This is a genomic window from Mesorhizobium sp. STM 4661 (genome assembly GCF_000359125.1).
GTDB lineage: Bacteria > Pseudomonadota > Alphaproteobacteria > Rhizobiales > Rhizobiaceae > Mesorhizobium.
Window position 1 is genome coordinate 1 of sequence record NZ_CAAF010000085.1, and the last position, 24,823, is coordinate 24,823.

Below are 24,823 nucleotides of genomic sequence, written 5' to 3' on the forward strand. Positions count from 1 at the left end.
CTTTCCCGTGACGGCGACTGCGACAGCCCGCGTCGCGGCGGGCCGAGCGTTCATGCCGCCCACAGGTGACGGCTGACCTCGTCGAGGATGAGTTGGTCGCGGAGCCACGCCGCGAGCCGGTGCGGACCAAGGCTGCGGAGGTCGTCGTTGAAGTCGCCCAGCTGCGGGCGCAGCACCAGCGTGAGAATCCCAGCCTCGCCCGCCCGCTGGCCGAGGCGGTCGATACCGTGCCGGCCGGCGGCGTCCGCGTCGGCGGCAATGTAAAGGCGCTCGCATCCTGGCGGGAGCATGAGGCCCGAAAGGTGATTGGCCGAGGTTGCGGCGACCACCGGCAGGGCTGGCATCACTGTTCGAAGCGACGCCATCGTCTCGAGGCCTTCGCCGGCGGCCATGACGGGGACGGGCATGCCGGGATCGAGGCCAAGCCAGATGCCGTTGCTTAAGATGTGACCCATCGAGCGGCGCGGATCGGCGACATGCGCCTTGCCGTCGCCGTCGGGATCGAGCCAGGTCCTCTGCAGGCCGGTGACGCGTCCGTCGAGGTCGGTGACGGCGGCAATCAGCGCTGGAAGACTGTGGGTTTCTCCGCTCTCAAGGTCGCGATAGTAGCAGCCGGGATGGAAGCGCAGGGCGCGTTCGTGGCGTCCAAGCACGATGCCGCGACTGGCAAGGTAGCGTTCGGCCAGAGTGCCGGCGACCGGCTTGGACATCGCGAAGAGACGCCGCGCGGCATCGGGAGACCCGCGCACCACGGGCGGCTCGCGCACGGCGCTCGCCCGTTGGGGTCGCGGCATGGCGAGGAAGCGGCGTGCCTTGTCCGCGATTGCGCGGAAATCGGTGAGGCCGCAGCTATGTTCGATGACGTCGAGCAGGTCACCATACTCCGACGTGGCCTCATCGACCCACCTGCCCGCAACCTTGCGGCCGACGGTGTTGAGGCGGACATGCATGGAGCGGCCGCGCGCATTGCGGACATCGCCGACAATCCAGTAATTGCCGACGCGCCGGCCGTTGCAGAGATATTCGCGGCACACCGCCTCGGCGTGTTCGCCAAGGCGGCGCGCCAGCTCGGAGGCCGAGCCGCGACTGGACATGATCGCGTCTCCCTCAAGCGGCCTTCGACCGATCGCTGACGGCCACGATCGGATGCTGCTGCATCAGCCGGGCGAGGATTGCCGGCCCCTCATTGCCGACGGGGATGAACAGGCGCAGCTTCCAAGAGATGATCTCGGGGATCAGCCCCATCGCCTTCAGGCGTGAAACGGATGCGTCGGTGAATCCGCTGAGTTCAACGCGATGGTTGTTCATCACGCGGCTGCGCCGCAGCGCGAGCCCGTCGGCGAGATCGATCGAAATGCGGCCGTCCACGAGGCCCGGCCACGCGTCGTCGGCCGACAGGTCGGGGATTTCGTCGAGACCGAGATTGCGGTAGAGGTCCGGCAGCAGCATCGGGTGGATGTGGCGGCCGATGATGCGCTCGCCGTGGTCCGTCTGCAGCCGATAGACCTGGCAGTCATTGTCGGGCAACCTCTTCCAGATCGGCAGCAGGAGCCCGGTCACCAGGTGGAAGGTGCTTTCCGTGTATTCAGGCACGGCGGCGGCTTCCTTCTCCCAGACCTCGCGGAACACTTCCCGCGCCGCCGGCTGCCAGAAGGTTTCGGCAAGGGCATCGAGCCCCATGCGGACCTCGTCCGTCGGGCGCACAAGCCGCACCCGGTGCTCGAGTATTCCATCGTCCAGCATGATGCTCGCCGTCGGAAGCTGGACGGCAGCCCGGCCTGAACGGCTGTTGACGACAAGCACCGACTGCGGTGTCGAGGCCGCAAGGTCGAGCACTTCGGCCAACGACCGGGGATGGCTGCGGTCGCGGCGCGCAATCGTGAACACCTTCGATTCGGCGCCGGTGGCCGGATGGGTGTAGATCGTGCGCCGGTCGGTGACCACAAGACTGTCCGCGACGATCGTTTCCACACCGCGGTCAAAGGTTCCGGCCGCGATCGCCTTCTCGACCTTGCCGGCGAGAAGCTGCTCGAACACCTCGAACAGCCGGTTCTGCATGTCGATCCGGAGCGCCAGCAGTCGGTTGAGGAAGGTTGTGATCGGCGGCAAGTCCTCCAGCAGGCTGCCGTCCTCGGTGATCAGTCGAAGGCCGGTCACGTCTTCGAACCTCTGCAGCGAGCAACCTTCGACCTGGCCCTGCCAGATCAGGAAGTAAAACTGCCGCAGGGCCGCACGCGCATAGGGGCTTTCGAGATTATCCTCCGCGCGAAACAGGCCGGCGCCTCCTGTCTGGCGCTGGCCCTTGGTGATTGCGCCCAGCGTGTCGAGCCGCCGCGCGATGGTCGACAGGAACCGCTTGCCCGCCTTCACGTTGGCGGCCATCGGCCGGAATATCGGCGGCTGCGCCTGGTTGGTGCGATGCGTGCGGCCGAGACCCTGCACGGCGGTGTCGGCCCGCCATCCGGCCTCGGCGAGATAGTGCAGCCGAAGCCGCTGGTTCCGGACGCTGCGATCGGCGTGGTAGGAGCGCCCGGTGCCGCCAGCTTCGGAAAAGATAAGCACGCCCTTCTCGTCGTCCATGAAGCTTCGGGCTTCGTCGAGGTTTGCCGATCCTGGACGGCTCTCGACGGCGAAGCGCGTCATGCCGCCTTCGGTCTTGCGCACGATCCGGCGCGACCGCCCCGTCACCTCGGCGACGATATCGGTTCCGAAGCGGTGGATGATCTGGTCCAGCGCGCTGCCGACCGGCGGCAGCGAGGCGAGCTGCTCCATCATGCGGTCGCGGCGCTCGATGGCTTCCCTGCACTGGACCGGGTTGCCGTCCCCATCGTAGACGGGACGCGAAGAGACGTTGCCGTTGGCGTCGGAGAACTCCTCGAACAACTGCGTGGGGAACGAATGCTGAATGTACCCCAGGACGTACTCGCGAGGCGTCACGTCAACATGCAAATCCGACCACTCGTCCGGGGGAATGTCGGCCAGCCGACGCTCCATGAGCGCTTCTCCGGTGGAGACCAGCTGGACCACGGCCGAATGGCCGTCAGCGAGGTCGCGCTCGATCGAGCCGATCAGGGTCGGCATGGTCATGCCGACAATGAGGTGATTGAAGAAGCGCTGCTTGCAGGATTCGAAGACACTGCGCGCCGCCGACTTGGCGCGCGGATTGAGCACGCCGTGCTCACCGGTGATGTTTGCAGCCAGAAGCGCGGCATTGAGGTTGTTGTGGATCACCTGGAAGGCATCCGCATAGGCATCGTAAATGCGGATCTGCTCTTCGGCCAGCTCGTGCTCGAGCAGCTGGTATTCGACCCCTTTGAAGGAAAGCGCGCGCGCCGCATAGAGCCCAAGCGCCTTGAGGTCGCGGGCGAGCATCTCCATGGCGGCGACGCCGCCGTCCTCGATTGCCGCGACGAACTCGGATCTGTTGGCGAACGGGAAATCCGAACTGCCCCACAGCCCGAGGCGTTGCGCGTAGGCGAGATTCTCCACAGCCGTCGCGCCGGTGGCCGAGACGTAGACGACGCGGGCGTCGGGGAGTGCATGTTGAAGACGGAGCCCCGCCTTGCCCTGCTGGGACGGCGCCACGTCGCCACGTTCTCCTTTTCCGCCAGCGGCGTTTGCCATGGCGTGCGCCTCGTCGAAGATGAGGACGCCTTCAAAATCCTTACCGACCCAGTCGATGATCTGCTCTACACGCGATTTCCTGCCTTCCCGCTCCTGGGAACGCAGGGTGGCATAGGTTACGAAGAGGATGCCTTCGGCAAGGCGGATCGGCGTGCCCTGCCTGTAGCGGGCGAGCGGCTGGACGAGGAGCCGTTCCTGTCCGAGTGCAGCCCAATCGCGCTGGGCGTCTTCGATCAATTTGTCGCTTTTTGAGATCCACACCGCTTTCCGGCGTCCTCGCAGCCAGTTATCGAGGATGATGCCGGCAACCTGGCGGCCCTTCCCACAGCCGGTGCCGTCGCCCAAAAACCATCCGCGCCGGAAGCGAACCGCGTTGTCGGCATCGTCGGGCGCTGCGGAGACGACGTCGAATGTCTTGTCGACCGTCCAGGCGCCGCGGAGGTAACCGGCGTGTGCTTCGCCCGCATAAATGACGCTTTCCAGCTGCGCATCCGACAGCATCCCTTCATCGATGACGGCTTCCGGCAGAAGCGGTCGGTAGGTCGGTTTGGGCGGCGCTACCGCCGCCATTGCGGCGGACTGAACGAGGTCCTCCGGGTGCGGCTTGGCGGACGGGATGTGGATCGATTGCAGGGCATACGGCTCGTAGATCTCGTCATCGAGCCGGCCGCCCTGCTCTGGCTGCCAATCCCGCAATGTGTAGTCGAGTTGGCGAACCGGCGTCTCGGCCTGCATTCGCATGGCCGCGGCCGGGAGGGGTCGTTTCGGCCGAGATGCGGGAAGCCGCCAGGCTACGCCTTGGGGCTTGGAACCGTTGACGCTTGCTGCACTTTCGTGGGCGTCTGAATGGCCGGCAATGCGCATGGCGGCGTTGCGCAGGATCCCGTTCGTCAAAGCACCGATGGAATCGGGATAGCCGCCGGGCGCCCTTGGCGGCGCCTCTCCAATCCAAGAGAGCAGGGTTTCGACATCGGAGGCTTTCCCGCGCGATACGACGAAGCCTGACGGATCAGGTGAAGAAACCTTGTCGATGACGGTGAGGCGTGTCTCGGCCGTAGTGCCGTGGCGCGCGTAGACGCGACCATCGATCGCAGCGGTGAAGGCAACGGTGCCTTGTTCCTGAAGCCGGCTGAAGGCATCGCGCCATTTGGGATTCTCGGGTGACAGCCCTGTTCCGGTGATCGCCACGAGGCGGCCGCCAGGCCGAAGGCGGGTAAAGGCTGACGACAGGTGCCGCCAGGCGGCGTCAGCGACATGCCCATCGACATAAGCACCGACGGTGAATGGCGGGTTCATTAGGACGACACTGGGCTGGATGCCGACATCGAGGTGATCGTGGATATGGGCCGCGTCGTGCCGCAAGGTCGCAGCACGAGGGAACATCAGGCTGAGAAGCTCAGCGCGGGTCGCGGCAAGCTCGTTGAGCGCGAGTGAGGCTTGCTGGATCTCGGCGTGCACTGCGAGAAGGCCGTTGCCGGCCGACGGTTCAAGGACCAGGTCAGACGAGGAGATCGCCGCCGCGCGAGCGGCGGCGAAGGCGAGCGGCAGCGGCGTGGACAGCTGTTGCATCGCCTGGCTCTCGTCCGAGCGTCGCGTATGCGTCGGAACGAGCTGCGCGATCCGCGTCATCATCGCGAGCGCAGCCTTGGGAGAGGTCGAGCGCGACAGGATCGCTTGTCCGAATTTCTGCACGAACAGGACCTGGGCGACCTCAAGCGCTTCGTAGGCGTCCTTCCAGATCCAGAAGCCTTCGGCGTGCGTGCCGCCGAAGCTCTCCGCCATGGCGGCGGCGAGCGCACCGGTTGTGACGGCTTTGCCGGTTTCGAGGAAGGGGAAAAGGAGGGTGGCGGCGCCAAGAATCGCACGCGCGCGATCTGCCGCAGAAGCGGAGGGTGCACTATGGGGTGCGGCGACCTTGGCGGCCGTCGATGGGGTCGTGACGATGTTCATGGAAGATCCTTCGAGAGCGCGGGAAACCCGGCCCCGCCGGCACGCTCTCTCTGCGCCGGCTGGACCGCGCTTTTCCCGGCCCGGCTCCGCCTCTCGCCGGGGGGCGAACCCGGTGACTAAAATGGCGACGGTGGATCAACCCGGTTGTTCGTCTTCGAGCCGCGATACGATATCGAGCACGCTCCGGCGCGCGAGCACCCAGGGCCGGTCGCGATCGAGCCGCGCGATGATGACGTCCCTGAAGCGCTGGTAGAGACGTTCGGCACGCTCGTCGTCACCCAGCGCGTCGCACAGGATCGCCAGCGCAAGCTGCGCGAGGCCTGAGCCGGGATAGCCCCAGGCAAGCCCGTCGGGCGAATGGTTGCGTAGATCAAGGCGCGGATCGAGGCCGCGAACCTGACCGGTGTCGTTCATGACGGTCACGACGAAGAGACCGCCGGCGAGATTGCCGCGCTAGAAGGGCATGGATTTGCTGCTCCGTGGATGGGTCGCGTCCAGCAATGGACCCGGCGCGAAGGAAAGCGCGCGGAATGGATCAGGACGTCAGAGCAAGCGCCGCGAAAAGGGCGTACGCACCATCCTTGCCTGCTTGATCAGATCTTTCAGAATTCTGCGGAGCTCGTCGGGTTCTGCGGTATCATCGATGTAGAACGCGGCGACTTTCTCCACGAACGCGTTGGGACGAAGACGTCGGTCCCCTTCGAAATCGAGACCGTCCGCTATTTCCGCGCGGTCATCGCCATCGACGCGGTCGATGTAGGAGATGAGACCTTCCCGGCGATCCTCGACGTCGATCGATGCCGGGAAGCTCGCGGATTGCATCATCTTCGCGGCGACACGGCGGGCAGTCGCGATTGCTTCGGTGTCGTTTTCCGCTTCGATGTCGACGCTGTCCCTGCAGCATAGCCAGAACCGGAGATTGACGATGTATTCGCACGTCGTCCTGGCTTCTGTTTGACTTGCCACCGCGGTCGCAGCGATATCTTCGGGGACAGTGAAGGAGACGGTTTCGCCGTCGATCGTATAGGGCAACTCCTTCGCGAGAAGGAGGCGCGCATGGTCAGGTGGAAACTCTGGCCAGGTATCCGTGACGACCTGCAGGATGACCCTTCGGTCGCGCGGGTAGGCAAAGGCGTTGATCGCCCAGGCGATCAGACCTGGGAGCGTGGACGAGCAAACTCGATCCGAGCTTGTATGCGGGCATAGGAGCGCCTCGTGGATGGGTTGTTAGGCAGACGAGGCGAGGGTCAGTAGACGCGGCGGAACTGCCGGGCGTCGTCGGCCTTGACCTTGCCCGCAAGAACGAGCGTGCGGCTGGCAACGTCGATGCTGAACGTCCCCTCGGCGCCGATCGCCGTGTCCCATGCGTCCCCGAGAATTTCGTCCAGCATCAGGGATATCGCCACCGAAATCCCCGTCTTGCGGCGCCTGAATCGGCAGCGCTGTTTTGGCGAAGCATAGCGGATGTTGGTTGCCGGAAGCGCGCAGCACCCGCCGGAGCCTCTCGCCTCGATCGTTTCGACGTGGCACCCGAACGGAAAACCCTCGAAACTGGCGACAAGCGTTGCGATGCCTCCTGCTTCCAGTGTGTCGAGCAGCGCCGTCTTGTTGAGCAGGAGCGCGGCCCGGTTCGCGGCGGGAAGGATCCCATTCGTGAAGGCGAGACACTCGGATATCGGGCGAGCGGAATGGTCGGTCATTGTGTTCTCCACGAGAGCGCAGCCAGCATTACGGCCGCCGCCCGCTCTCCGAGCGCCAACCGCCGCTCCCCTCCCGGCCTCGCTCTGCCTCTTGCCGGAACACCACCAACCGGGTTGCGCTGCGCGCAAAGCCGTGACTCAATGCGCGCACAGGGATGCGGCGGCGACCTGGAGCTTTGGAGGTGATGCGGCGGTTCAGGATTGGTAGTGAGGTCCATGGGGAGGATGCGCCAGAGCTTCAGGAAGCTCTGGCGCATGCTCACGAACGTCGTGAGCGGCCCTTGTGCATGTGTCGAGGTGATGGCCTGCCCATGTACGTCGCGCGGATGGGCAGCCTCTACGTGATCAAGCGCATGCCGCTCAGCGGCGGCGAGCACGATCCGTCATGTGCGTCCTACGAGTCCCCCTACGAGCTTTCTGGGCTTGGAGCTCTGATGGGCAGCGCCATCCAGCTCGATCCGCAGAGCGGGATGGCAGCGCTCAAGTTGGATTTTAGCCTTTCGAAGATCGGCAGCCGCGCGGCTTCGCCTCAGGCCGGCCCGGGTGCGGACAGCGTTTCGGGCGAGGCGAGAAAACTGTCGCTGCGCGGGTTGCTGCATTATCTGTGGCACGAGGCCGAGCTGACGGTGTGGACATCGCTGTGGGCGGGAAAACGTCACTGGTGGAATGTGCAATGGCACCTGCGCGAAGCTGCAAAGCAGATGATCGTGAAGGGCCGGCCGCTCGCCGAGACGCTTTATGTGCCGGAGGCATTTCGAGCGCAGAAGAAGGATGCGATCGAAAAGCGCCGTGCGGAGGCACTGGCGCCTGCGGCGACACCCGGATCGGGGCCGCGCAAGCTGATGATCCTCGTCGGCGAGGTGAAGGATTTCGAGCCGACCCGGGTGGGCCGGAAGCTCGTCGTCCGGCACATGCCGGGCTTTGCCTTGATGGTCGACGATGATCTGCATCGTCGTTTGCGGTCGCGGTTCGAGAGGGAGTTTTCGTTATGGGAGGTGGACGATCGGTCCCACCTCATGACCATTGCGACGTTCGGGCTCAATCCGGCGGGGTTAGCGGTGATCGAGGAGATCGCCGTGATGGTCGTGAACGAAAACTGGATTCCGTACGACTCCGTCCATGAGAAGAAGCTTGTCGATGCTCTTGCAAGGATGCGGGACAAAAGCGTCAAGGGCCTGCGTTACAATCTGCCGGCGGACCAGCCAATCGCCAACGCGCTTGCGCAGCACCGGGGCCAGTCAATTGCGCTCTACATCGTGCCGGCCGGAGCCGACGAAAAATTCGAGCTCAACTTGAGGGACATGATCGCGGCACGCCCGGAGATCGGGTCCTGGGTCTGGCGGGTCAGCGATGGCGAGATGCCGCCGCTTCAGCTTTAGCCGCCGCGTCAAGGTGGGCGTGAAAACGCCTGACGTAATCTACGCCAGGCCGAGCCTGTTCTTCAGTTCCGCGTTCTCCTTGCGCAGGCGTTCGGCGAGCATCTTCTTCAGGCGTTTGTTTTCTTCCTCGAGTGCGAGAAGGTCTTTCAACTCGTCGCTTTCTGACGTGGGCGCTGCAGCCTTCTTCCAATGATAGTAGGTTTGTTCGGAGATGCCGGCTTGCGCGACCGCATCCTTTTTGCTGGTGCCGCCGGCTATAATTTTCTGGATCTGTGCGAGCTTCTGGACGCGTTCCTTTTCGGAATAAGTCTTTCGACCGGCATGGGCAGCGGGAGCGGGCTCAACTGTCGCCTTCGCGGTCGGTTTTGAGCCGTTCTTTCCTGGCGGCTGCTTGGTCTTCGCCTTGGCCTTCTTCGGCTGTGGCGTTCTCTTCGTTCGCTCAGCAATCGGCTTGGCAGGCGCGTCCGCCGTGACTTGCGTCGATTCAGCTTCCTGGGGGTCGGCCATAGCATGCTCCGCTTGTCGTCAGGATTTGTGATCAACATCAACGAGCACAGCATCGGAGTCAACAAGTGCAAGGTTTTGCGGCTAATCGAGGGATCCCTGCAAGCGGTGGGATGCGAGAATTCGAAGATCGTCACGGCTGGTGGCGATCTTGCACAGATCAATTTCCATCACGTTTATGAATCGATCACGGACAAGGGATTCATACTTTGAGTTGGACCGTGCAAGGAAACGGTTCGATGTTGCGGCAATGGAGAGGGACGGGTGCGATCGCGAGTTCAGGCTGAGTGTGCTGCGACTTCAGCAGAGGCCGACGGATGATGAAGCATACGTCCTGCTTGTCTTTCCAATCATGCTTGGCGCGATGGGCAGTATCGGCGACAGCGACGCTGATAATGCTGGCGAACCGTTAGAATCGTGGCTTGGGCGCCGTTTCGGCAAATCAGGGGCGGGTTTACTTCAGGCTGGACGATAGGACCTCGCAGAAGCTACAGCCGAATCCGATCCGTCATCCATCCGATTCTCAATAAGGAAAGCACATGAAGCGGCAGGCCCGGCCATTCGTCGTGGAGGTCAGGAAGAAGCGCGGACATGTGGCGCAGAAGGCGTCCATCTGGGCTGGAATCGATGTTGCGCGCTTTGCGCAAGAGGCTGAGCCTTCATCGGTGGTGATCGACGCCAAGGGCCCCACAGGCGGGCAGGAGATCGCCATCGAGAATTCCCCACCAATCACCGTAGAATCTGTTGGGCCGTCGGAGGTGGAGCCGATGGACGGTTTCCCAGATGGTGACGAGGAGATCGAGGCGGCGCGCACGGCAGGAGTCGCAGCCGACATGGCGAACGGCAGCGAGACTGATTCATCCGGAAGTTGCTGCGGGCGAAGGCGAAAGCAGGCTGTTGCAGCCCTGCCCCGTGGAGAACGCTGGAAGCGTCGCCTGCCGGATGTGCTGCTAAGACGGAAACGTAACGTTTGAGGATCGCAACGCTCGGTCCGTCAATCGTAGCGCGGGCGTGTGTCGGGATAGAATTTTGGCGCGAAGTCCTCGTAGACTTCAACTGCATGGCGCCCGCCATGATAGATGATGGAACCGACAGGGCGTTTGTGGCGCTCAAGATGCTGGAGCAAGCGGTTGGCGCGTGCCGCGGCCGTAAGCGCCCTTTCTTCCGTTCTGAAAATGCGGGAGATCCGCACGAGCTGGCCGGTGTCATACCACCAACCGCCTTCTTCATGGCCACCATAGGCGCGATCTATTTCGTAGAAGGCGAGGACATAAGTCGTCATTGTCCGCGCCCCCCGACTGCGTCGGTCGTCGCGTCAATGGGATCGACACGGCCGTCGGCGATAGCTTTTGCTGTCGCGATCGCAGCTTTGGCGCGAGGCAGCCAGCGCTGGAAGTCATGGTGCGAAAGCCCCATGGGCCGAGCCGACTCCTGCAAAAGGTCGAGCAATGTGCCGAACATATCCGCCTTACGCTGAACCGTCTCGTCGAACTGGACGGGAACGTTCAGGTCTGGCGTGCTGTAGGGCGCAACGTCACCGGTCCAGGCGCCGGTGACATATGTCTCACCGGAAGTCTCATAGTCTTCCTTCTGATCGGACCAGTCGTCGTCATCGATGGCGAGACGGCATGCGGCTTCGAGCGTTTCAGCTTCATAGCTGCGCTGCCGGAACACCGGCAGCCGGTAGGTCGTTTCGATCGTGAATGTGGGCATGACATACCTCCTGCTCTTGGAACGAATGCCTGGCGGCTTGGTCGCCGGCCGATGGTTTCTCCAGCTTCGATCGCAGATCGTGAGGGCAGCTACGGCCGCAGGCTATGAGCGCGTGCGCGAAGCCTGATCCCGGTGGGCGGCTGTTCTGCTTTGACGCCACCAGGCTATGCGTTCTTCGCGCGGGGCGTTAGCGAGCCGGATCAGAATGTGCCCATGGCAGGCACGCGGAACGCAGAAGCAAACGAGATCGCGACCGGAAAGCTCGTTCAGCGACCGAAGGAGATCGTGCTGATTGGCGAGCCATCGCTCATACTTGGCGATGACTCCCGCACGGTCGCCGTCGCGGCCGATGATGAACGGGTTTCCCCATTTCGACCCGCGACCGATGTAGACGGCGCCCGGTGGAATGCCCACGATATGCTTGTTGAGTATCTTGCACATGGCCTCCATCTCCGCAGTGAGAAGCGGCCTGCAGCGACGTCTCTTCCGAGCCACCACAGGCCACCCCTCCTGCGGCCAGCCTCTTCCTCTGGCCACCCAATGCGCCGTCCTGCAACCAATGAGTAGCAGCGGTCAGACGTTGATGATCTGTTTGGACAGGGCGTCGATGGCCTTGAGGCCAGGATGGGACCGTGATTTCACTTGAACTCGGCCGCCTTGAATCGGTGGTGGGTGCCTTCAGTGGGTAGAACTACTTTGTCATTTGAGACTTGAGATCAGCGCAACAGCGGGCTCCGGCTTCTCAATCGATGGCTTGTATTATTTCGGAGGCTTCGGGATGGTCGCAGCAATAGTCGTACAGACGATGGTACCCGTTCACGAGCAAGCCGGAGTCGTGCCGGAACGAAAGATGGGAGCACGTGAACAGCGTGGCGATGATCCCTGCTGCTTCTGCCGAAACTTCTCCCTCGTAGCCATTTGTCCGGCAGGCGATTCGATAGCGCGGCTTCGACGTCGGCGCCAGAAAGAGCGGTTCGCCGCGATACTCGTAGAAGTTCCAGAAGCCTCCTCCATAATCGAGCGGACTGAGCCACTCCATGAAATTGTAGACCGTGTTTTCAGCAACGATCAGCAAAGGTAGGCCGAACAGGGAGGGCAGAAACTCCAACCGGCGTTCTTCCGGAACCAGTGCGGCCTTGTGGTTCACGCGTCCAGATGTGGTCATGGTGATTTCCTCCAGAGAGAGGAGCGGAAAGGGAGACGCCGGACAGCTCTCTCTGTCAGCGGGCCGACGCGCCCCCTTCGCGACCGCCCCTCTCCCTCTGGCCCGGCTCAAGCGCAAGACCGAAGACCTGCTCATAGGCATCCGGCTCCCAGTTCCTGAGGGTGAGGTCGGCCTGCTTGCGTTCATAGGCGGTGAAGAGGTGCGGGAAGGCGTGGGCGACTTTTGCCCAGTCCAGATCTTCCTCGTAGAAGCGATTGGCGTTGCGCCACGCCTCATGAACGCGTGCATTGGCTTCGACGCTGAGCTCAAATCCGCCATGCGACGGCGTCGAATGAAAGATCACACCGACGCCGTACCGATTGAGCTATCCGCCATCCCCCATGGCGTGCTGCGACCAGAGCGGATTTCGCTGCGGGGTAGCATCTTCTGTTCCGCGAGATGGGCTGCGAACTCGGTTGCATAGGCGCGGAATTCATCCTCATCGGCGACGCGGGTTCCAACGATGAAGAAATCGTCCTGGACCCACTGCGGCGGCGGCCGGTCGATCACGAAGGCGGACCAGACAGAGATGCGGCCATCCCTGGCCGGCAAGGCGATCATGGCGTGGCCGTCGAGCTGTGCTGCAAGGTGGCCTTCGTGTGTCCGGTGGAATGTGACGGCGGAAGCGCGGGTCATGACGTGCTCCTCGTATCGTCCTCAGCCGTGTCCGGAACCGCAACATCGGCGTTGCGGTGCTGTTCGAACCAGACGTCAAACTCAGCCTTGCGGCGCGCACGCGTCTCCCGGGCAACTTCGGGGAGCTTTCGCGTCGGAACATCGGCAAGCCGCTCGGCAGCGGCTTCGATGGAGGCGAGGCTGAGATACCGCTGAAGATTGGACCCGAGGCGGGCGTTCTTGCGGGAGCGGCGCAGGATTGCGGTGGCGACCTCGTCGCCGTCATAGTTCTCGAAACAATTGTCGAAGGCGCGGGTGGGGCGTCGCCCATAGGCGATGACCTGCGCTGCATAGTTGACGCGGCCACGGAAGTTCTCTGGGTCGTTCAGGCGTGACATTGGAGGTTTCTCCTTCGCTGGAGGGGCGTGTGTGCAGGCCCGGAAATGCAAAAGCCGGCGAGGCCGGGCATCGAGAGTAGGTTGAATACGAGGAAAATCGGCGCGGAAGGTCAGACCCGCTGATCGTTCGAGGACTGGTTGATCATGTCATCGAGCCAGTCGGCGGCGAGCCGAGCATTTTCGGTATCGGCGTCGTCTCGGTGTAGAGCGGAATACTGTACATGGATCGCGCTGCGCGCCGCCCCGGCGACGGCAAGGACCGCATTCATCACCTCATGGGCCGCGTCTTTCGAGACAAAGTCGCCGATCGCGGTGGTGGAGCTTCGGTCCATGCCATAGAGCGACCAGAAAACTCGGAGCTCCCTGCCCGATTTCTGCGCTCTGGCGAGTTCGGCATCGAACTCATCCTCATCCCGATAGGATGTGACCTGGTGATCGCGCTCGATGCAGGGCCTCACCTCATAATATTCGAAGGCAAGTGTGTCGCGCATCGCCGGCGAAAGGTGGTCCCGGAAGGATGGCCGGTGAGCAGGAGGCGGTATCGCTGGGTCCTTCTGCGGTATGTTGAGATCTGTCTCGCAATCGGCGGAGATGTCGTCGCCGCACTTCCAATGGTTTGACGGGCAGGCGGCCGGCCTATGCGCGAAACCTGCATTATGGTCGGCCTTATCGCCGAGCAGGTAACCGACCGTGGTCGGCTCTTGTCGCCGATGGTCGGCGATCAGGTCTTCGGGCGAGTCCGAGATGGCGATGTTCGACACGCCAGGCTGTTCGCCGAAACTCGACTGCGTAAGGTCGGCGGCGACGAAATGGCAATTGATCGGACCGGGCTCGGGTGTATATGCCTCCTCGTCGATGACGAAGGCCGCGAAGAAGACCTTTCTGGTCATGGCAGCTTCCTTTCCAGACTGATGTGCACACGCGCATGCGATCGCCAACGCATCTGCGTGTGGTGAAGCGTGCATGTGGTGTAAGGCGATTTGGTCGCCGGACAGGCCGGCAGGCGAGACCTTCTACGGCCGGTCTACATCGAAGCGCGGGTCGCAACTCGCATCGCCGGGATACCGGCCGATCTGGTCGCAGACCATGACCTGCAGAACGGTGTAGAGGTCATGGCCAAGATATTCCCCGACCTGGACAGTGTAGTGGGAACGTGCGCGCGAACCGGCGCGGCGGATCTTGACGCGTATCGACCATCCGATATCGACGAGTCCTGCAGGAAGGGGTTTGCCGTCTTCCCGCATCTTCGCTCCAAGCTCGTTGAGCAACGAGGCAGCGATGTTCGACGGGAAATCGCCGATGAGGAGAAGCTCGGGTAAACCTCTGTCGGCGTTTCCGACCGTGTAGGTGAAGCCGGCATCAGGTCCGTTGCCGAACAACCTGGAACAGGTGTTGGCCGAAGGCTTCGACATTCTGTTTGACTTGCCTCATGCGATCTGGCGCGACCATGGGGTCTCTCCTTCGAACGGAGCCCGTTCAACGATATGTCGAATGGGCATGGGCCGCTACCACCTGATCGGTGGCGGAAACGCTCACGTGATAAGAATGGTCCTGGCCCGGCTGTGCTTCGGCGCGACGGACCCGGTCGACGAAGACCTCGTCCGTATTGGCCTCGAACAGCATCAGGATGAGGTCGCCGACCGCGACGCACTCGTTGATCCAATGGAGATCGGAATCGCGGTATTTTGCGGCTCGATCGGCCGGCACATAGATGATGGGTGAAATGCGGCAGCGTCTGACCGGTCGGCGCGACATAAAAATATTCTTTCACGGCGACAACCGCACCGCCGGTGCTGTACGAGGTCGTAACCGTGTCTCCGGGCTGGGTGTGCGACGGTTGGCGCGCCGGGCGGCGTGCGCCGATACCGGCGACGATCCGGCACACCGAGATCGGCGGTATAGGTCGAGTGCGCCTCATATGTGCGCGGCACGGCCGTTCGAGACTCCTTACGATGGCTCCGCATCGTTGCTTCCTCCCCTGCTCGTGCGTCGTGCGCGGATTGCCGGCATGCGGATGTCGATCTCCTCGTCCGACAGATATTCGACCAATTTCGGAATCGTGCCATGACGGCCATCGTTCACGAGAACGTAGCGCTTGCCATGATGTTCAACGGGCCAGGCTTCAGGATTGAACGTGCCGGCGATCCCTTTGAAGTCCGGATGAGTGGCGTTCCAGATCGCTTCGAGCTTCTCCTCGCGGGTCATGCTGTCGACGGCGCCTGTCTCATGCGCGATGATGGCCGCGCGCATCTTCTCCGGTGACTGACGGTCCGTGAGATCGCAAAAGCCATGATACCAGCGCCTGCGGCCCCGGATTGTGATTTCGAAGAACACCGAGGTCACGTTGCCGGCCTTGAATTCCGACATGCCGAACATGCCGGTGCGCATAAAAAGCGGCGGCAGGAGATCGAGCATGAAGTGATATTGCTCGGCGGCAATCTCGAACCACTCGCCGGCGTAGGGCGTGCCGGACAGGGGGTCGAATTCCGGATTGTCCTTGTGGCGGCCGAACAGCTGGAACATCTGCTCGCGCGTGGCGACGCCGTCGAGCACCTTGCGGAAAGGCGGATGTGAGGTCATGGCGGTTTCTCCTGAACGCAGGTCGATGGCGCGCGGCGTGACCGCGTCGGCGCAGCTGCATGGGATGTGTCGTGGTTGTCGCCGGTCGGAATCGACCGGGAGATCAGGGACGGTTGGTCGCGGTCGAGCGTCGCCGTGGCAAGGCGGCGTCCGGCGTGATCGTGGTCGGATAGCGAGGATCGTTGAAGCGGCGTGCCGCGCCGCGGGCCGGCAGGATGCCTCTCGCTCTCCCAAGACTGCACCCGCAATCGGCCCCGCCCTCACTCTTTCGCCGCGGCGGCGGATCGGCGATGTTTCAAGCGCGCGTCGACGTGACGGTCACCAGTCGAAGGCGGGCAAGCCCTCGATCTGGTCGGCGTCGCAATCGAAGAGGATGTAATCAAAACCCTGTTTGCGGGCCCATGTCATGACGCCGAAGAGTTCGGCGGGAATGACATCCGGGCCGACGCCGGCGTTTTCGTCATGCGCATAGAGGAACCAGCCGTACTCGCCGTATGGCCCGCCGAGACCGGGCCATTTCTTCGCCGGCGTATTATTGAGCCGCTTTGCCGTGGTCTCCGACACATGCGCGGTGGAGATCACGACGAAACGATGGGTTTCGAGCGTGGGCATCGAGAAGCTCCGTAGAGTTGATCGAAATGGAGCCCGGCAGCATGAATCGCCGAAGGCATCTTCAAGAAGTGGCGGCAATGCCAAGCTGTCGTCACGTGGGGGCTCCCCATTGCAGGCACGTACGCGGGACCGCACGGGTTGTACCCGGCGGCGCCGCAGCCGCCGCGCAGTGGGGGTGACCGGCTCAGGCAGCGCGGCGGTCCGCGGAAAGCGGGCTGTCTCGACCGACACCCGTGATGGCGCGAACGGCCGCCGCAAGGGCCGGGATATCGTCGAGCATATTGAGCGCGACGAAGTGGTTGGCTCCGCCGGTGAAGTCTTTCCGTCCGTTGCAAGTTCGGATCAGGATGCCCTGACCGGAGTGCAGGCCGAACTGGCCGACCTGAATATAGGCTCGATCGTGGTGCAGCGTGATCTCACCCGAGCGGGCCATTCCAGCCCTGTTGGACCGGATGTCGTAGCTCTTTGGTGACAAGCCCAGTTCGGCCGCAAGCTTCTTCAGGCGAGATCGGACCGCGGCGTGGAAACGTCTCTTCCGCTCATTGTCGTAGGAGCAGCTTCTATTCCAGTCGAACATGGTGTTCTCCTTCAAAGTCAGCGCCAGGCGAGCCATCTGTCGGGTTGGGGATGCGGAAAGGCCCGACATTGCTGCCGGGCCTCGTTATGCGGATGGGCTGGATGACCTATTCGGCGGCTTCGAGGGATCCCGGCGAGCCGGCGTCATCCCCGGTCAGGTAGGCCGGCAGGTTGGCTTCATCGTCGATCTCGCCGGATGTTGCATCTATGTCGCCGTCAGCCTCCGCCGTGACGTCCTCGGGGCTGCGGAGTGGCTCGGGCAGCCAGTTCGATCCTTCGAGAAGCCGGGCGGCCTCGCGGGCCATGTCCTGCTTCTTCAGGTGATCGATCAGCTGCGCGGATTCCTCGCCGCGAGCCTCCCGGACCGCCTGAAGGATGCGGGTCTTGGTCACCTTGCCGAGATAGTTGTCGACCGTCGGCGTCCAGCCGGCGGAGACCATGTCGAACTGCAATGTGCTGGCGAGCACATCGGCATGGGCGAGAGCTTGCGGCCGGCGGTTCCACTTCTCGTTCACCGCATTGACCGAAAGGCTGACGCAATGCGCGAACAGCGCCTTGCGGCTCGCCTCATCGAGACCGAGCAGGAAGTCCCAGAAGTCCTTGCGGTCCTCGGGAAGGTCCCTGCCCCACGCCTGATGGCGCTCGGCGATCTCCTTCGCCCATGGCGTCTCTCGGAGATCCTTCACCCCTGGGAAACCGTTGGTCTTCAGGCTGACCTCAAGACAGGTCTCCGATGAGAAATGATGGAACGTCTGCAGCACGAAGGCGTGCAGCGCGGCAACGAAGGCGATGCCGGGCTCGGACGCAAGCGTATTGCGCAACGCCAGCGTGCGCTGGGCGGTCAGCTCATAGATCAGCGAATCCGAAAGTGGCTTGATGCCGTCATCCTCGCTGTCGTCGTCGCCTCCTGTCGCAGGCTTGCCGTTGACCATGACACCGTTGACGCCATGATAATGGCCGTCGGCGTCGTCATCATCATCGGTTTCGCCACCGATGCCTTCATCGCCGGCAGCGGCTCCAGCCTTCGGCTCGTCCTCGGGACGAACAAAGCCGCGCTCGATCGCAAGCCTGCCACTGACGCCGAGCGTGACGAATACGCCGGCGATCCTGACCTGCTCCGGATCGTAGACTTCCGGCCGATCGTTCAGCGCGTCGATTTCCCCGCCGAGCTGCTCGATCTTGTTTTCGACCGCCTCGTCGTAATCCTCGGCTTCGGCATACTCGGCGTCGAGCTTGTCATACTCGGCCTGCAGGGCGTCGAGCTTCTCGATCTCCTCCGCCGTCATCTCGCGCAGCTCACCATAGAATCGGCGCATGCCCGATGCGTGTCCGTAGGGCAGGCTGATCGCGGCCTCGACCCACTTCCAGCCATCGGCGCGGATCGCCTCGGCGTCGACCTTCAGCTTTTCGAAGACCAGTTGCTCGAGAAGTGCCGCATCCTGGAACCAGCCGCCCTCATCCTCATCGAACAGGTCACGCATGATGACGCCGCCCGCAACCTCGTAGGCTTCGGCGCCGACATAGATCGCCCGGCGATCGTCGGCCCGCACCGTGGTTTCGGTAAGCAGGCGCCTGATGTAGTAGGGCTCGTCCATATGGGACTTCGAGACGCGTTCCCAGACCTGCTCCTGCCGCACGTGGTCCTCGGAGACGGAGAACGCCTCGAGCTGGTCGAGCCTGATTTCGCCCTTCTCATAGATATCGAGGAGCTTCGATGAGACAGCGGCGAGCTTGAGGCGCTGCTTCACGAAGGTGGGCGAGACGAAGAAGCGGGCGGCGATCTCCGAGGTGTCGAGTCCCTGATCGCTCAGGGTCTTGAAGGCCCGGAACTGATCCATGGGGTGGAGTTCCTCGCGCTGGGTGTTTTCGGCGAGCGAATCCTCCTCCGCGGACGTCGTCTCCGCGCGATTGACGACACAGGGCGTCGGTTGCGTCTTCGCCATGCGCTTTTGCTTGATTAGCAGCTCGATCGCCTTGTAACGGCGACCGCCGGCCGGTGCGTCGAAGCGGCCGGTCTCCTGCCCATCCGCATCTCGAATGGGGCGGACATTCAGGCTTTGAAGCAGTCCGCGATGAGCGATATCCTCGGCAAGCTGCTCGATCGTGACGCCGTTCTTGATGCTACGAACATTTTTCTGCGACAATTCGATCTTGTCGAAGGGGATGTTCTCCGCCTGATTGAGGGTGATTTTCTGAATGGCGGTTTTTGCCATGGTCAGTGTCTCCTGGACGGGCGGCCCGGGGCCACTCCCCGAACCTCCAGGCCCGTCCGGAAACCTTCCCGCCCCCCTCCTCCTCTCTTGGCCTGCCACGCCGCCTCGGCCGTCGAGCTGAAGATCAATCAGGCCGCGGCTCTCGTCCGACAGCCGTCACGAAGGTCAACGGTCCGGCTCGCGGATTTCGACATGGCCGACGCGGCGCATTGCCGCCAGCATGTTGGCGTGGTCCATCAGGATGTGAATCACCGCCTGCCTGTCGACCGTGACGGTTTTGCTCGTGCTGCGTGTGCGGTCATGCCTGGCATGGAGGTCCTCGAATTCCTCCATCGTGGTGTAGAGTTTTAGAAGCGGGCGCGGGCTCATGACAGGTGCTGCCGGCATTTCGCCCAATCCGCTTCGTCAATGGGCGTGAACCTGACCTCGGCGCCCTTATGCTTGTATGCGACCATCACGACGGCAAGCGGAGCATAGGACAGTGCGTGCCATGGCTCGGGACCCGGGTCATGGCCGACGGCGACCATGGGTCCGTGGAACGCGAGCTCGATCAATACTCCGAAATCCATTTTACGCGCGTCGATGACGGGCAGGCCTTCGTGCAGACAGGCGAAATAGATCTCGTCGCAATCATAGCCCGAAAGGGTCGCGCCGCGAGCGTAGTGCAAGCAGTAGCCACCGCGGCCTAGGAACAAGTAGCCGCCGGGTACCGACAGGGCTTGCTCTATATATTGGTCGTAGCAGATCTGGGTCCTCGTAGTCATGAGCGTGGTCTCCGTAACGGCCGGAGGGAACCCTTCCCTCCTGTCGACTGCGCCGTCACGGCGCAAACCGCCACCCTCGGGCGAGGACGACGGTCGTTGATCGGATAGAGAGATAACCGGATCAGCCGCGGAGCGTGCGAGCAGCCCGTTCGGCACGATCCTCGCACGCAAAACTGCTGGCGATCTCCAGCGCGACCATGCGCCGGTAGAGTTCATGGCTCTCCGGCTGCCTTGCCGCGGCAACCAGGCCATTCAAGCTGGACATGATGCAGAAGCGACACGAGACCTGGACATTCCATGGCAGCGATAGGCGGGGTGAGGTTGCATGCCGTGGGCGTCAATGCAGGCGAAAACGTCGCTTTCGCTCCAGTCGAGCATCGGACGCCAGGTTCAAATGCGTCCGTCCGATCGGCTTCGGCGATCGGCGCCTTGGCGCGCCGCCGGCTCTCCGCGCGGCGAACGCCGGTGACGCTGATGATGGTCTGGTCCCGAAAACGGCACTTTGATTCGCGGCTGATAGGTTGGGTCTTGAGTTCCGATGTGCAGAACCGCAACGCCGGTGTGCTCCAGCAGGGAACGAGCGTGACGGCGCTGAGCTCCTGATAGCGTGTGCCGAGGAGTGCCATTGGCTTTCCCAGCGATCCATCAGGTCGCCACTTTGGCGCCGGACGACGATCAGTTCGGCATCAAGATGAGTCGACCGACTCTGGCAAGTTTCGAGCGAAGCGGTCCATTCGAAGGAACCGAGATCCGCGTGGATCAGCACACGGTCCGGCGTACTCTGCAGAATTGAGGAAATCGAAGGTGGCAAGAGCGGTCGCCTGGCTGTTCCTTGCCGCCCAAAACGCCAATCGCCACCGGAGAGTTCGCGGCGATGAGATCGCGGATTTGCGGAGTGGTGGCGATCGGCATCATGCGGCCTTTGCCTTGCTCGCCGCAGCTGTTCCCTGCTGCGCGTGCATCCAGTCTGCCGCTTGCTCTGCCTTGCTGGCCGCGGTGACGATCGCGCGCTTCTCGTCTTGCAGCGCTTTCACCCAGGACGAGACATAGGCTGCATGATCTTCGCGCGGGCAGCAGGCGAGACCGAGATCCGCCATGACGAACGCCGCCGTCAGCTCGGCGACGATCTCCTCGAGCGCGACCTCATGCCTTGCCAGTCGCTTGTCGAATTTTCTGTCCAGACGATGCTTCGCGCCGGAGGCGTGCGCGGCCTCGTGGAAACGCACGCTGTAATGAGATGCAACGTCTCGGAACGACCTGAAAACTGGCACATGCACCCGATCAGCCGAAGGCAAATAATAGGCTTCATTGCCCCCGTAGACGGTGTTGATGCCAAGGTTTGCATAGAATGCATCGGCATGCGCGATGCGTTCTTCCTCTGAGCGAGCCACTGTAGGTTCGGGCTCATAACCATCGACCTGCGCGCAGTTGAACACCGAATAGCCGCGGGCAAATAAACGTCGACGTTCACCAGCATCGCCAGTTTTGTCGCATTCTTCATCAGTATTGTCGCCGATCTGCCCCCAGAAGACGACGGTCGTAGCCTTCTCGCCTTTGCGCACCTGGGCGCCAAGGGCCTGCCACTGACGGTATGTTCCCCACAGGCCGTTAGGATATCCAGAACTCTGTGCCGCCGCCCATAGGGCCAGCGTGTTCACGCCACGGTACGCTTTACCGGACGCAACGTTTATCGGGCGGACGGTAGCCGTCCCTTCATGATGCCAGGGCATTACAAACTCACCGGCGCCGGCCTCGATCGCCGCGATGATCTGGTTGGTTATACGTGCATAAATGTCGGCTCGGTCGCTGGACATGCGGAAAGCTCCGTGACGAGCGGCCAGAAACTCTCTCCGGCCTCCCAACTCATCACGGCTACCCGGCCCGGCTCTCCCCTCGCTCCGCGCCAGCGCCGCCGCCGCCGTCTGACCTTTGTTGCGGGCCATGACGGCGCGCCACTCGCCATGTTCATAGCCGCCAATCAGCCGCTTCATCGCTTCTGGCGCGCAAGAAAAAGGCCGGGCTTGCGGCACCCGGCCAAGCAAGAGGTCAAAAACCTCCAGAGGGGAACGCGCCGGACGCACTGGGAGGAGAACGCCCGACGCACGCTGGCATATAGGTCAGCAAGGATGACATCTCAACGACATGGCAGTAGACCACGGGCCTGATCATCTTGGTGCACTGAAGCTTGCGAGCCCGAGCGCTTGCCGGAAACTCATTTTTTGCCGACAGGCGCTCCGGAGTGATCATCCGTGTGTTATACGGCTTCGATGGCTATAGGTTTGATGTTGCGCCGGCGCTGGCTGCCGGAAAAGAGCTTTCCATCCTATGCGTATCTGCCGGGCAGGCAACCGCATCCGGTGCGCGATCCTGCGGGACACAGCTACAATAGCGAAGCCATGCTGTCGGCGGCAGAGGTCTCGCTTTGTTCAGACACATTCCTCTGGGGTCTCGACCTCTTCAACCACGGCTATTACTGGGAAGCCCATGAGGCTTGGGAAGGTCTGTGGCAAGTTGCAGATCGAGGCGCTCCGCTTCGGACGCTCTTCAAGGGATTGATACTGTTATCGGCGGCCGGCGTGAAGATCCGCGAGGGTAAGCAGGCGGCTGCAGTGCGTCATGCCGGACGCGCCGCGGCGCTCCTTCGTCGGCTGATGAACACGGCCGATCATTTCTTCGAGCGTGCGCTCGGCATGTCACCCGCAGCGCTCGCTGAACACGCCGAAGCCGCGGCAAGGACCCCGGCAGCCCTCCAGGCGACAGCGCTCGGTCAGCCCCAACCCGTGTTTGACTTCATTCTCGGACCAAATTCCGGCGGAAGACCGATCAGCTCGCAAAAAAGACAAACAGTCATCCGTAGAAGACGCCAGGAATAGACTCGTCACCGACGAACGAATGCCAGGTTCCATTCACCTGGCCGTGTTTTCATGGTGCGCGGAATTTCGTCATGTTGTTTTCCGAACTACAAAAGCTCAAGACGGCACGGCTGCACATCGGTTCCGGCGCATAGCAGCCGAACGAGCACCGCGGCCGACGCGTATCAGCATTAGCTTATGCCGATACTTATGCTGCCGAGACATTTATTGCTTTCAGCGACCGCCACCAATATGTAGCAGGACTTCGCCCGCTGTCTTTCAAGCCACCCGGAGAGTTTCATGACAGAAGAAGCCGATCACAATCTCGACAGCCTCATCGAGCTTACCGCCGATGTCGTCTCAGCCTATGTCTCGAATAATCCAATCCCGGTGGGCGATCTCCCCGCCCTGATCGGCCAAGTACACTCGGCTTTGAAAAGCACCGCTGGAGGCGTCTCCGTAGCAGAGCCGGAGGCTCTCAAGCCTGCGGTCCCGATCAAGAAGTCGGTGATGGCGGATTACATCATCTGCCTTGAAGACGGGAAGAAATTCAAATCGTTAAAGCGCCATCTCTCCACCCGCTATGGGCTGACCCCGGACGAATATCGCGCCAAATGGGGCTTGGCGATGGATTATCCGATGGTCGCGCCGAATTACGCCGCTGCACGCTCGGCGTTGGCCAAGACCATGGGGCTCGGCCGCAAACCGAAAGAATCGGCAACGCCGGCGCCGGCGAAGCGAACCCGCAAGAAGGTGGCAGCCTAACTTTATCTCTCGAGGGTCGTTCTGGAGCGCCCAGCTGCTACCGGGCATGATCTGCGCAGAAAGAGGAAAAGGCGGGGACCAATCCCCGCCTTACCTCGCGTCCATTCACTGTTGCCGGGACGCAGGCGAAAATTCAGCCAGCTTTGCTGAGGCTGCCGGCAGAGGACTTGCCAGTACGGCGGTCCTGTTCGATCTCGTAGTTGATCTTCTGGCCGTCATTCAGCGTCGAGAGGCCCGCGCGTTCGACAGCGGAAATGTGGACGAAAACATCCTGACCGCCATTGTCGGGCTGGATAAATCCAAATCCCTTGGTGCTGTTGAACCACTTCACGGTTCCGGTCGCCATATCTGTGCATTCCTCTGTGACAACTGCGACGTGGACTTGGCCGTTAAGCCAGTCCGGTTCATTTCGAGACTGGGAGTTAAACGCAGCAGAAGCGAAAATTGCAAGACCCCACACTCGATCGGCCGGTGGTGCGGGTCGCACATGACGAGTATGCTCTCTACCGCCTACCGCGGCGCCCCAACTGTCGGCGCAAGTCCAAGGCTCCTTCACCGATCGTGCGCTGATGGGCACCGATCAGCCTTACGCGGAGCGTGGCGTGCTCCTGTGCGCTTGGCTTGTCGCAATGGCGATAAACCGTCGCTTGACCGCTGCAAACAGCGCTGGCGGCAACGGCCCGTAATAGCCGCTCTCCGTGTCCAGCGGCCGGATATCGGGGCCCGGCCAGGCGAACCGGTTGCTTTCCGTCAAAACGATCCACGACCGCTCGCCGTCGAGCCGCAAGCGCAACTTGACCGCAGCCGGGATTTCGATGGCATTGGCGGGATCAGAGGGCGGTGTGCGTGATCGGCAGGACTCGGACAATCGGCGAGCCGTCCTCCTGCATGGCGACCAGCGCTAGCACTAGGCAGGGCCGGTCCTTGTCGCCTTCCTCGCGGCCTTCGCGATGTTGCCAATGCCAGAGATATGAATAACGAAAGACGTGGCCGACCTTGATTTCAGCCGGCAGCATTTTTTGCCGTCAGACCTTTTGCCGGAAGGAGTTCGTCGTTGAGATGGTCAAGACCCGGCTCCATTTCGGCGGCTTCGACCGCGGCGATTTCGTCTCCGCTGAGCTCTGCCGTGAGCTCCACCCGCCGGTCCCGCTTGGAGAGCCGGACGAAATCCTCGTAAGCCAGCAGCACGGTGCGCGGCCGGCCGTTCTTGGTGATGATGACCGGGTCGCGAACCGCGGCATCCTGATAGGCGCCGAAGTTTTTCGAGACGGCGGCGGCGGTGACGGTAGTGGTCATCGGCAGGACTCCTTTCTTCCGGAATATACGGGCTTTCCGGGCTTTCCACAAGTATCGACGGGTCCGCGAAAACGAGGC

31 protein-coding genes and 1 pseudogene are annotated in these 24,823 nt (G+C 62.5%); 5 read left to right on the forward strand and 27 right to left on the reverse strand.

The annotated features are described in order from the left end of the window. Window positions 1-50: 50 nt before the first annotated feature. The 5 genes from MESS4_RS29925 to MESS4_RS29945 form a co-directional block, all read right to left on the reverse strand. Window positions 51-1,094: a toprim domain-containing protein gene (locus MESS4_RS29925; protein ID WP_006339514.1), complete on the reverse strand. Its 1,044-nt coding sequence runs from the start codon at window positions 1,092-1,094 to the stop codon at window positions 51-53. A gap of 13 nt (window positions 1,095-1,107) precedes the next feature. Beyond that, the gene (locus MESS4_RS29930; protein WP_006339516.1) at window positions 1,108-5,574 is read right to left on the reverse strand and encodes a strawberry notch family protein; all 4,467 of its coding nucleotides are present in this window, start codon (window positions 5,572-5,574) and stop codon (window positions 1,108-1,110) included. Window positions 5,575-5,709: 135 nt separating this feature from the next. Then, a complete protein-coding gene (locus tag MESS4_RS29935) occupies window positions 5,710-5,988 on the reverse strand; it encodes a DUF6166 domain-containing protein (protein ID WP_006339517.1) in 279 nt (92 codons plus the stop codon). A gap of 129 nt (window positions 5,989-6,117) precedes the next feature. After that, on the reverse strand, window positions 6,118-6,606 hold the full coding sequence (locus MESS4_RS31385) for a hypothetical protein (protein WP_006339518.1): 489 nt from the start codon (window positions 6,604-6,606) through the stop codon (window positions 6,118-6,120). Between the two features lie 215 nt (window positions 6,607-6,821). Further along, window positions 6,822-7,274 (reverse strand): DUF6878 family protein, encoded by a 453-nt coding sequence (locus MESS4_RS29945; protein ID WP_006339519.1) that lies wholly within the window; start codon window positions 7,272-7,274, stop codon window positions 6,822-6,824. Window positions 7,275-7,459: 185 nt separating this feature from the next. On the opposite strand from MESS4_RS29945, the gene MESS4_RS29950 reads away from it, so the two are divergent. Then, on the forward strand, window positions 7,460-8,653 hold the full coding sequence (locus MESS4_RS29950; protein WP_036242527.1) for a DUF1173 domain-containing protein: 1,194 nt from the start codon (window positions 7,460-7,462) through the stop codon (window positions 8,651-8,653). A gap of 39 nt (window positions 8,654-8,692) precedes the next feature. Here MESS4_RS29950 and MESS4_RS29955 read toward each other — a convergent pair whose 3' ends face one another. Beyond that, the gene (locus MESS4_RS29955) at window positions 8,693-9,160 is read right to left on the reverse strand and encodes a transposase (RefSeq protein WP_006339522.1); all 468 of its coding nucleotides are present in this window, start codon (window positions 9,158-9,160) and stop codon (window positions 8,693-8,695) included. A 536-nt stretch (window positions 9,161-9,696) separates the two neighbouring features. On the opposite strand from MESS4_RS29955, the gene MESS4_RS29970 reads away from it, so the two are divergent. Continuing rightward, on the forward strand, window positions 9,697-10,131 hold the full coding sequence (locus MESS4_RS29970; RefSeq protein WP_006339536.1) for a hypothetical protein: 435 nt from the start codon (window positions 9,697-9,699) through the stop codon (window positions 10,129-10,131). A 20-nt stretch (window positions 10,132-10,151) separates the two neighbouring features. Here the strand turns inward: MESS4_RS29970 and MESS4_RS29975 are convergent, their stop codons facing one another. The 17 genes from MESS4_RS29975 to MESS4_RS33840 all read right to left on the reverse strand — a co-directional run bounded on the left by MESS4_RS29975 (window position 10,152) and on the right by MESS4_RS33840 (window position 20,097). Then, window positions 10,152-10,439, reverse strand: a complete 288-nt coding sequence (locus MESS4_RS29975) for a hypothetical protein (protein WP_006339537.1) — start codon at window positions 10,437-10,439, stop codon at window positions 10,152-10,154. Further along, complete coding sequence (locus MESS4_RS29980; protein ID WP_006339538.1) at window positions 10,436-10,870, reverse strand: hypothetical protein; 435 nt, start codon at window positions 10,868-10,870, stop codon at window positions 10,436-10,438. Before MESS4_RS29980 ends, MESS4_RS29975 begins: the two co-directional genes overlap by 4 nt. Window positions 10,871-10,972: 102 nt before the next feature. Then, on the reverse strand, window positions 10,973-11,311 hold the full coding sequence (locus MESS4_RS29985) for a DUF4326 domain-containing protein (protein ID WP_006339540.1): 339 nt from the start codon (window positions 11,309-11,311) through the stop codon (window positions 10,973-10,975). A 301-nt stretch (window positions 11,312-11,612) separates the two neighbouring features. Further along, window positions 11,613-12,035: an antirestriction protein gene (locus MESS4_RS29990; protein ID WP_006339541.1), complete on the reverse strand. Its 423-nt coding sequence runs from the start codon at window positions 12,033-12,035 to the stop codon at window positions 11,613-11,615. Between the two features lie 55 nt (window positions 12,036-12,090). Then, complete coding sequence (locus tag MESS4_RS31390) at window positions 12,091-12,378, reverse strand: hypothetical protein (RefSeq protein ID WP_006339542.1); 288 nt, start codon at window positions 12,376-12,378, stop codon at window positions 12,091-12,093. Next, the gene (locus MESS4_RS31395; protein ID WP_006339543.1) at window positions 12,375-12,710 is read right to left on the reverse strand and encodes a hypothetical protein; all 336 of its coding nucleotides are present in this window, start codon (window positions 12,708-12,710) and stop codon (window positions 12,375-12,377) included. The genes MESS4_RS31390 and MESS4_RS31395 overlap by 4 nt, the downstream gene beginning before the upstream one ends. Beyond that, on the reverse strand, window positions 12,707-13,087 hold the full coding sequence (locus tag MESS4_RS30000; protein WP_006339544.1) for a hypothetical protein: 381 nt from the start codon (window positions 13,085-13,087) through the stop codon (window positions 12,707-12,709). The genes MESS4_RS31395 and MESS4_RS30000 overlap by 4 nt, the downstream gene beginning before the upstream one ends. A gap of 110 nt (window positions 13,088-13,197) precedes the next feature. Further along, window positions 13,198-13,977 carry a hypothetical protein gene (locus MESS4_RS30005; protein ID WP_006339546.1) on the reverse strand — a complete coding sequence of 260 codons (780 nt, stop codon included), beginning with the start codon at window positions 13,975-13,977 and terminating at the stop codon, window positions 13,198-13,200. A 123-nt stretch (window positions 13,978-14,100) separates the two neighbouring features. Continuing rightward, on the reverse strand, window positions 14,101-14,499 hold the full coding sequence (locus MESS4_RS30010) for a DUF4262 domain-containing protein (RefSeq protein ID WP_006339548.1): 399 nt from the start codon (window positions 14,497-14,499) through the stop codon (window positions 14,101-14,103). A gap of 64 nt (window positions 14,500-14,563) precedes the next feature. Continuing rightward, complete coding sequence (locus tag MESS4_RS30015; RefSeq protein ID WP_006339549.1) at window positions 14,564-14,842, reverse strand: hypothetical protein; 279 nt, start codon at window positions 14,840-14,842, stop codon at window positions 14,564-14,566. 192 nt (window positions 14,843-15,034) lie between these two features. Continuing rightward, window positions 15,035-15,667 (reverse strand): DUF1419 domain-containing protein, encoded by a 633-nt coding sequence (locus MESS4_RS30020; RefSeq protein WP_006339550.1) that lies wholly within the window; start codon window positions 15,665-15,667, stop codon window positions 15,035-15,037. 318 nt (window positions 15,668-15,985) lie between these two features. After that, window positions 15,986-16,279 carry a hypothetical protein gene (locus MESS4_RS30025; RefSeq protein ID WP_006339551.1) on the reverse strand — a complete coding sequence of 98 codons (294 nt, stop codon included), beginning with the start codon at window positions 16,277-16,279 and terminating at the stop codon, window positions 15,986-15,988. Between the two features lie 184 nt (window positions 16,280-16,463). Beyond that, window positions 16,464-16,856 (reverse strand): hypothetical protein, encoded by a 393-nt coding sequence (locus MESS4_RS30030; RefSeq protein ID WP_006339552.1) that lies wholly within the window; start codon window positions 16,854-16,856, stop codon window positions 16,464-16,466. A 106-nt stretch (window positions 16,857-16,962) separates the two neighbouring features. Then, on the reverse strand, window positions 16,963-19,068 hold the full coding sequence (locus MESS4_RS30035) for a ParB/RepB/Spo0J family partition protein (protein ID WP_036242534.1): 2,106 nt from the start codon (window positions 19,066-19,068) through the stop codon (window positions 16,963-16,965). 165 nt (window positions 19,069-19,233) lie between these two features. Then, window positions 19,234-19,437, reverse strand: a complete 204-nt coding sequence (locus tag MESS4_RS30040) for a hypothetical protein (protein ID WP_006339554.1) — start codon at window positions 19,435-19,437, stop codon at window positions 19,234-19,236. After that, window positions 19,434-19,832, reverse strand: a complete 399-nt coding sequence (locus MESS4_RS30045) for a hypothetical protein (protein WP_006339555.1) — start codon at window positions 19,830-19,832, stop codon at window positions 19,434-19,436. The genes MESS4_RS30040 and MESS4_RS30045 overlap by 4 nt, the downstream gene beginning before the upstream one ends. Window positions 19,833-19,953: 121 nt before the next feature. Then, complete coding sequence (locus tag MESS4_RS33840; RefSeq protein ID WP_157385704.1) at window positions 19,954-20,097, reverse strand: hypothetical protein; 144 nt, start codon at window positions 20,095-20,097, stop codon at window positions 19,954-19,956. A 32-nt stretch (window positions 20,098-20,129) separates the two neighbouring features. On the opposite strand from MESS4_RS33840, the gene MESS4_RS30050 reads away from it, so the two are divergent. Next, window positions 20,130-20,435, forward strand: a complete 306-nt coding sequence (locus MESS4_RS30050; protein WP_157385705.1) for a hypothetical protein — start codon at window positions 20,130-20,132, stop codon at window positions 20,433-20,435. Window positions 20,436-20,743: 308 nt separating this feature from the next. Here the strand turns inward: MESS4_RS30050 and MESS4_RS30055 are convergent, their stop codons facing one another. Then, the gene (locus MESS4_RS30055) at window positions 20,744-21,823 is read right to left on the reverse strand and encodes an ArdC-like ssDNA-binding domain-containing protein (RefSeq protein WP_006339563.1); all 1,080 of its coding nucleotides are present in this window, start codon (window positions 21,821-21,823) and stop codon (window positions 20,744-20,746) included. A 258-nt stretch (window positions 21,824-22,081) separates the two neighbouring features. Between MESS4_RS30055 and MESS4_RS31400 the strand changes: the two genes are divergently transcribed. Continuing rightward, window positions 22,082-22,705: a DUF309 domain-containing protein gene (locus MESS4_RS31400; RefSeq protein WP_244441241.1), complete on the forward strand. Its 624-nt coding sequence runs from the start codon at window positions 22,082-22,084 to the stop codon at window positions 22,703-22,705. A gap of 279 nt (window positions 22,706-22,984) precedes the next feature. Continuing rightward, on the forward strand, window positions 22,985-23,449 hold the full coding sequence (locus MESS4_RS30065; RefSeq protein ID WP_006339567.1) for a MucR family transcriptional regulator: 465 nt from the start codon (window positions 22,985-22,987) through the stop codon (window positions 23,447-23,449). 133 nt (window positions 23,450-23,582) lie between these two features. On the opposite strand, the gene MESS4_RS30070 is transcribed toward MESS4_RS30065, so the two are convergent. The 3 genes and pseudogenes from MESS4_RS30070 to MESS4_RS30080 form a co-directional block, all read right to left on the reverse strand. After that, entirely contained in the window at window positions 23,583-23,795 is a 213-nt protein-coding gene (locus tag MESS4_RS30070) for a cold-shock protein (protein ID WP_006339568.1), read from the reverse strand. A gap of 240 nt (window positions 23,796-24,035) precedes the next feature. Continuing rightward, window positions 24,036-24,465: pseudogene (locus MESS4_RS30075) on the reverse strand (plasmid maintenance toxin (PemK-like)). Continuing rightward, window positions 24,452-24,745: a type II toxin-antitoxin system Phd/YefM family antitoxin gene (locus tag MESS4_RS30080; RefSeq protein ID WP_006339572.1), complete on the reverse strand. Its 294-nt coding sequence runs from the start codon at window positions 24,743-24,745 to the stop codon at window positions 24,452-24,454. The pseudogene MESS4_RS30075 and the gene MESS4_RS30080 overlap by 14 nt, the downstream one beginning before the upstream one ends. Window positions 24,746-24,823 lie beyond the last annotated feature (78 nt).

Bases quoted from the DNA above. Each gene is read 5' to 3' on its own strand.
- MESS4_RS30020 (WP_006339550.1), bottom strand. From the start codon at position 15,667: ATGACCTCACATCCGCCTTTCCGCAAGGTGCTCGACGGCGTCGCCACG.
- MESS4_RS30045 (WP_006339555.1), bottom strand. From the start codon at position 19,832: ATGACTACGAGGACCCAGATCTGCTACGACCAATATATAGAGCAAGCC.
- MESS4_RS30050 (WP_157385705.1), top strand. From the start codon at position 20,130: ATGGCAGCGATAGGCGGGGTGAGGTTGCATGCCGTGGGCGTCAATGCA.
- MESS4_RS30080 (WP_006339572.1), bottom strand. From the start codon at position 24,745: ATGACCACTACCGTCACCGCCGCCGCCGTCTCGAAAAACTTCGGCGCC.
- MESS4_RS30030 (WP_006339552.1), bottom strand. From the start codon at position 16,856: ATGTTCGACTGGAATAGAAGCTGCTCCTACGACAATGAGCGGAAGAGA.
- MESS4_RS30010 (WP_006339548.1), bottom strand. From the start codon at position 14,499: ATGTCGAAGCCTTCGGCCAACACCTGTTCCAGGTTGTTCGGCAACGGA.
- MESS4_RS30065 (WP_006339567.1), top strand. From the start codon at position 22,985: ATGACAGAAGAAGCCGATCACAATCTCGACAGCCTCATCGAGCTTACC.
- MESS4_RS30005 (WP_006339546.1), bottom strand. From the start codon at position 13,977: ATGACCAGAAAGGTCTTCTTCGCGGCCTTCGTCATCGACGAGGAGGCA.
- MESS4_RS29985 (WP_006339540.1), bottom strand. From the start codon at position 11,311: ATGTGCAAGATACTCAACAAGCATATCGTGGGCATTCCACCGGGCGCC.
- MESS4_RS29935 (WP_006339517.1), bottom strand. From the start codon at position 5,988: ATGAACGACACCGGTCAGGTTCGCGGCCTCGATCCGCGCCTTGATCTA.
- MESS4_RS30025 (WP_006339551.1), bottom strand. From the start codon at position 16,279: ATGCCCACGCTCGAAACCCATCGTTTCGTCGTGATCTCCACCGCGCAT.
- MESS4_RS29945 (WP_006339519.1), bottom strand. From the start codon at position 7,274: ATGACCGACCATTCCGCTCGCCCGATATCCGAGTGTCTCGCCTTCACG.
- MESS4_RS30000 (WP_006339544.1), bottom strand. From the start codon at position 13,087: ATGTCACGCCTGAACGACCCAGAGAACTTCCGTGGCCGCGTCAACTAT.
- MESS4_RS30040 (WP_006339554.1), bottom strand. From the start codon at position 19,437: ATGAGCCCGCGCCCGCTTCTAAAACTCTACACCACGATGGAGGAATTC.
- MESS4_RS29950 (WP_036242527.1), top strand. From the start codon at position 7,460: ATGCGGCGGTTCAGGATTGGTAGTGAGGTCCATGGGGAGGATGCGCCA.
- MESS4_RS30035 (WP_036242534.1), bottom strand. From the start codon at position 19,068: ATGGCAAAAACCGCCATTCAGAAAATCACCCTCAATCAGGCGGAGAAC.
- MESS4_RS29980 (WP_006339538.1), bottom strand. From the start codon at position 10,870: ATGCCCACATTCACGATCGAAACGACCTACCGGCTGCCGGTGTTCCGG.
- MESS4_RS30070 (WP_006339568.1), bottom strand. From the start codon at position 23,795: ATGGCGACCGGAACCGTGAAGTGGTTCAACAGCACCAAGGGATTTGGA.
- MESS4_RS30015 (WP_006339549.1), bottom strand. From the start codon at position 14,842: ATGTCGCGCCGACCGGTCAGACGCTGCCGCATTTCACCCATCATCTAT.
- MESS4_RS29970 (WP_006339536.1), top strand. From the start codon at position 9,697: ATGAAGCGGCAGGCCCGGCCATTCGTCGTGGAGGTCAGGAAGAAGCGC.
- MESS4_RS29990 (WP_006339541.1), bottom strand. From the start codon at position 12,035: ATGACCACATCTGGACGCGTGAACCACAAGGCCGCACTGGTTCCGGAA.
- MESS4_RS29925 (WP_006339514.1), bottom strand. From the start codon at position 1,094: ATGTCCAGTCGCGGCTCGGCCTCCGAGCTGGCGCGCCGCCTTGGCGAA.
- MESS4_RS33840 (WP_157385704.1), bottom strand. From the start codon at position 20,097: ATGTCCAGCTTGAATGGCCTGGTTGCCGCGGCAAGGCAGCCGGAGAGC.
- MESS4_RS29955 (WP_006339522.1), bottom strand. From the start codon at position 9,160: ATGGCCGACCCCCAGGAAGCTGAATCGACGCAAGTCACGGCGGACGCG.
- MESS4_RS30055 (WP_006339563.1), bottom strand. From the start codon at position 21,823: ATGAAGCGGCTGATTGGCGGCTATGAACATGGCGAGTGGCGCGCCGTC.
- MESS4_RS29975 (WP_006339537.1), bottom strand. From the start codon at position 10,439: ATGACGACTTATGTCCTCGCCTTCTACGAAATAGATCGCGCCTATGGT.
- MESS4_RS29930 (WP_006339516.1), bottom strand. From the start codon at position 5,574: ATGAACATCGTCACGACCCCATCGACGGCCGCCAAGGTCGCCGCACCC.
- MESS4_RS31395 (WP_006339543.1), bottom strand. From the start codon at position 12,710: ATGACCCGCGCTTCCGCCGTCACATTCCACCGGACACACGAAGGCCAC.